This is a genomic window from Geitlerinema sp. CS-897, assembly GCF_028368005.1.
GTDB classification, from domain to species: domain Bacteria; phylum Cyanobacteriota; class Cyanobacteriia; order Cyanobacteriales; family Geitlerinemataceae; genus Baaleninema; species Baaleninema simplex.
In genome coordinates this window covers 1-4,868 of record NZ_JAQNCQ010000101.1, presented here as the reverse complement: position 1 = coordinate 4,868, position 4,868 = coordinate 1, and the positions used below count along the sequence as shown (strand labels likewise).

General features: G+C 54.4%; 5 protein-coding genes. 1 reads left to right on the top strand and 4 read right to left on the bottom strand.

The window, feature by feature from the left end; translation table 11 throughout:
* A partial coding sequence (locus POG22_RS06015) for a hypothetical protein (protein WP_498904166.1) occupies window positions 1-183 on the top strand: 183 nt, incomplete at its 5' end.
* Between the two features lie 131 nt (window positions 184-314).
* On the opposite strand, the gene POG22_RS06010 is transcribed toward POG22_RS06015, so the two are convergent.
* From POG22_RS06010 to POG22_RS05995, 4 genes are all read right to left on the bottom strand, one after another.
* On the bottom strand, window positions 315-818 hold the full coding sequence (locus tag POG22_RS06010) for a universal stress protein (RefSeq protein WP_498904165.1): 504 nt from the start codon (window positions 816-818) through the stop codon (window positions 315-317).
* A 95-nt stretch (window positions 819-913) separates the two neighbouring features.
* On the bottom strand, window positions 914-1,984 hold the full coding sequence (trpD, locus tag POG22_RS06005) for an anthranilate phosphoribosyltransferase (protein ID WP_498904164.1): 1,071 nt from the start codon (window positions 1,982-1,984) through the stop codon (window positions 914-916).
* A gap of 45 nt (window positions 1,985-2,029) precedes the next feature.
* The gene (locus tag POG22_RS06000; protein ID WP_498904162.1) at window positions 2,030-3,565 is read right to left on the bottom strand and encodes a mercuric reductase; all 1,536 of its coding nucleotides are present in this window, start codon (window positions 3,563-3,565) and stop codon (window positions 2,030-2,032) included.
* Between the two features lie 226 nt (window positions 3,566-3,791).
* A complete protein-coding gene (locus tag POG22_RS05995; RefSeq protein WP_498904167.1) occupies window positions 3,792-4,526 on the bottom strand; it encodes a TVP38/TMEM64 family protein in 735 nt (244 codons plus the stop codon).
* Between the last annotated feature and the right edge of the window lie 342 nt (window positions 4,527-4,868).

The window sequence follows — 4,868 nt, the reverse complement described above, 5'->3', positions numbered from 1 at the left end:
TTTCCCATCGAGACGCTCAAAAACCTTGCATTTTCGTCGGCGATGGCCGATTTAATGGGGAAGCTAGAGTCCAAAACGACCATTGGGCAAGCTGTACGGCATCAGAATTCGCTCTGTTCGTCTTTTTCAGCAAGCCCTATCTACGACTTGCAGTACATTCTGGCAACCTACGTCTTAAATTAGGGCTTAGTGGAAAAAGCGAGTCGGTTAGGTAGAACGCAGTGAACCCCAACCCCCCAACTGAGACTTATCGAACCCAACCCCTCTGTCTCTGGTGTGGTGCGACTATCCCACCCGAAAATCCGCACCAACTCTCAATTCTCAATTTCCTCGCGTTCTTCCCCTTGAACCACCATGACCGAACAGGGGGCGCGATGGAGGACGTAGTTACTGACGCTGCCTAAAAGTAACTCCCGCAAACCGCGACGGCCGCGACGCCCCACTAACACGAGATCGGCGTCCCACATTTTTGCCACCTGACAGATACGACGGCCGGGATCGCCAACTCGAGCGTCAAATTCGACGGGAACGCCCATTTCCTGACCGCGATCGGCATAGTGTTGGAGTTTCACTCGCACCCGTTTCACCTCGTTTTGTAGGTTCTTGTGATAGGTCTGTTGAAACTCTTCTGTCAAAACTAAATCTGCCCCCAATCCCGCACCAGACATGGGCATCAAATCGTCTTCGAGAGGCATTTCGACCGTATTCAACACCATCAACGCTGCCCCGTCGTTTTTGGCTAAATGCAATCCATAGTCGAAGACGCGATCGCTGTGGGCGTTGAGATCGATCGCTACGAGAATTTTACGAAACATCATGTTAAATCCTCCCCAAAGTCACGAAATCCCTACATTCAGGCTAACAAAGGGACTTTGAGGAGGCGTTCGTTCTTGACGAATCTTTATGCGATCGCTCAATCGGACGACGACGGAAAAAACGCCACCAGTTCCTCGAGCTTCGACCATGCCGCTCCACTTTCGAGGATATCTCGCGCCAGCACCACGCCCGTCTCGTATTCGCCCGGTGCGACTTTTCCCGCCACCTCAAACGCTAACGCCGCGTTCAACGCCACCACATCCCGCTGAGCTTGCGTTCCTTTCCCTTGCAAAACGTTCCGCAGAATCTCCATATTTTCCGAGAGGTCGCCGCCCCGCAACGCAACCGTCGGAGCGGGCATCAAATCCAGGGCATTAGGATCGAGACTGGCAGTCACGACCTGACCGTTACGCAACACGGCCAAATCCGTTAAATCTTCTAATCCCGCTTCGTCGAGGCGTTCCCGTCCGTGGAGAACGATCGCCTGTCGTACCCCCAACTCACCGAGAGATTTGGCTAAAATTTCCAACAGCGTCGGATCGTAAACCCCCATCACCTGACCCGTCGGACGCAGCGGATTGACGAGCGGACCGAGTAAATTGAAGACCGTTCGCACTTTCAGAGTTTTCCGCAAAGGAACCACCGCCTTCATCGCCGGATGCCAACCCGGAGCGAACAAAAACGTAATTCCCACCTCCGACAACGCTGCTTCGATCGCGTCCGAAGGCGCCTTCAGGTTGACTCCCAACCCTTCTAACACATCGGCCGACCCCACCTTACTCGAAGCCGAACGATTGCCGTGTTTGACCACGGGAATTCCCGCCGCCGCCGCCACGAACGCCACCGAGGTCGAAATATTAAACGTCGATGCCCCATCTCCTCCCGTTCCGCAAGTATCGATGCGGGGTTCGGGAAGCGTCCCGTTCGAGACCGGGTGACATAACGATTGCAACACTTGCGCCATTCCCGTGAGTTCTTCGACCGTCACGCCTTTGGCTTGAATGGCAGCCAAAATCGCCCCGGACAACTCGGGAGGAATCACTTCGTCCAGCCATCCTTGCATTAACTGACTCGACTGTTCGCGACTGAGAGAACTTTCATCGAGCAGTTGTTGTAACAAACTCGACCACACGGCGGAATTGTAGGACTGAGCGGGCGTTTGCGTCATCGGTCTCGATCGCGAGTGAAGTTAAAGCTTTGAGAGTCGATCGTATCACGAGAATCGATTTACAACCGACAGCAACCATTGCGTAAACGGCGTTAGCTGCGTTTTCTTGTACGCATCGGCGGCCTTCTTGATACATTCGGCTTGGGTCGGATAGGGATGAACCACGCTCGCAAGCTTTTTCAAGCCGATGTTGTGGACGATCGCCGTCGTCAGCTCGCTGATGGTTTCCCCCGCGTGACGGGACACCAACGTCGCCCCGAGGATGCGATCGGCCCCTTTGACGTGCAAGACCTTTAAAAAGCCGTCCGTTTCGCCGTCAGTTAAGGCGCGATCGAGGTTCTCAAAAGGAACGGCGATCGTTTGGGTTTCGATGCCCCGGTCTCGTGCCTCCCGTTCGTAAAGTCCCACATGGGCGATTTCCGGGTCAGTATACGTCACCCAAGGCATCACCAAACTGCTGAGTTTCACTCGTCCCAAGCCAAACGGCGCAAACAGCGTATTTTGAATGACGATTCGCGCCGCCGCATCGGCCGCGTGAGTAAACTTCCAATTCATGCAAACATCCCCCGCCGCAAAGATTTTGGGGTTCGTCGTTTGCAAGTTGTCGTTCGCGACAATACCTTTCTTACCGTACTCGACGCCCACCACCTCTAAATTCAAGCGTTCGACGTTGGGCGCACGTCCGGCACCGATGAGGATTTCATCGACCGTGCAAAGCTCGTCCCCATCGCAATACAGCACTTTCCCCTCTGTCGTTTTTTCAACCCGCGTCGGCTGACATCCTAACCGTAACTGGATACCTTCGCGGAGAAACTGTCGCTGTACGATATCAGCAGCATCTGCATCTTCGCGGTGGAGTAGATGGGAATGGCGGTGAATTAACGTTACTTGAGATCCCAACCGCTGGAACGCCTGAGCCAGTTCGCAGCCAATGGGGCCGCCGCCGATGACTGCTAGTCGTGGCGGTCGTTCCGTGAGTTCGAACACCGTTTCGTTGGTGAGATATCCCACCGCCTCGAGTCCTTCAATATCGGGAAGAACGGCTCTAGCACCCGTAGCGATAACCGCTTTTTTATAGCGTAATTCCTTCTCGCCGACGCGAACCGTATTGTTTTGAGTAAAACAGCCGTTTCCGAGGAATACATCGATACCGAGGTTGCAGAACCGTTCGGCGCTATCGTGGGGACTGATGTGCGATCGAATCCGCCGCATCCGCTCCATCACCGCCGGAAAGTCCACGGCCAGCGACTCCGGGGGAACGATACCGTACTCTCGCGCGTTGGCCATTTCAGCCACGACACGAGACGATCGAATCACGGCTTTCGACGGAACGCAACCGACGTTGAGACAGTCACCGCCCATCAAATGACGTTCGACGAGGGCAACTTTGAAACCCAACCCCAACCCAGCCGCACCCGCAGCCGTCACCAAACCCGCCGTTCCCGCACCGATGACGACGAGATCGTAACAGTCGGCGGGAGTAGGATTCACCCAATCGGGAGGATGCACGTGAGAGACGAGTTTTTGGTTGTACTCGTCCATTGGGGAAACGTTAAAAGTGTCAAGTTCGGTGTCAGTCATGGCTTGAATTGATGTTGAGAGGATAAGGGGACAGGGGGACAAGGAGGATAAGGGAGTTATCTGTGGAGTCGGTGCGTGACGAGTTGGCCGGTTTGGCAGCAAGCATATTGCTACTGTCTTTAGGTCACGCACCCTACGACTTGAATTCCTGATGATGGGATGACCGGGTGATGGGATGATGGGAAATTTGCTCCCCCTCTCCCTTGCTCCCTCTCTCCCTTGCTCCTCATCTCTCCATCACCTCATCGCCGCCAACTTTCTGGGCTAGGGCTTGTCTGGCCAACCGCGTGACGTAGAGGGTGACGGCAACGGTGGCGATAAAGCCGATAATTTGAAGGCCGAGTTGTATGCGTTCGGCTTGGGGATTGCTCGTCGCGGTGTTGGTGCCGAGGGTGGCGAGACTACCGGCTAAAGAGCCGATATAGACGTACATTACCGTTCCAGGAATCATCCCTACTGCTCCGATAACGTAGTCTTTGAGGGAAACGTTAGTTAACCCGTAGGCGTAGTTGAGGAGATTGTAAGGGAAAACAGGAGACAGACGCGTCAGAAGAACGATCTTCAAACCTTCTCGCCCCACGGCGTCGTCGATCGCTGCAAATTTTGGATTTCCGGCGATTTTTTTGGCGACCCACCCTCGAGCGATGTAGCGTCCGACGAGAAAGGCTAACGTCGAACCGAGAGTGGCGGCGATAAAGACGTAAATCGAGCCGAAAACCACGCCGAAAACCACGCCAGCCCCCAGTGTCAGGACAGAACCAGGGAGAAAGGCCACGGTGGCCGCGATGTAGAGAAGGATAAACGCCCCAACGCCGATCGCGCCGAGGTCTTGAATGTGTTGTAATGCCTCCCGCAGCAGTTCTTGGGGGGCGAACCCACTGTTGTTACGGGTCTCTTGTGCCAATACCGGCGCGATGGCAAACCAGAGAAATAACACCGTACACGATAGGGTTTTTGCCAAAACGCTCGGCAATCGGTTGAGGGAAAAGGGAAAACGCACGATCGCAACTCCATCAGGTTCGCTCTACTTCTGGTTACCAAAAATTTGGGTCTAAAGACTCGCCCCCTTCGACTTGGCTCAGGGCAAGCCTTCGACTTGGCTCAGGGCAAGCCTTCGACTTAGCTCAGGGCAAGCCTTGCAGGGCGAATTTGCTATGATGTCAGAGAACTGGAACGGTATTTAACCAGTCTAAAAACCGAGCCTCTAATCGAGGCATCCGAACCTTGAAAACTAGAGTTAGCGGGTTCTGTTCGGGAAAGCTCGAACAGGTAAAAGCTCTAAGTAACACGGACATCTCACGGT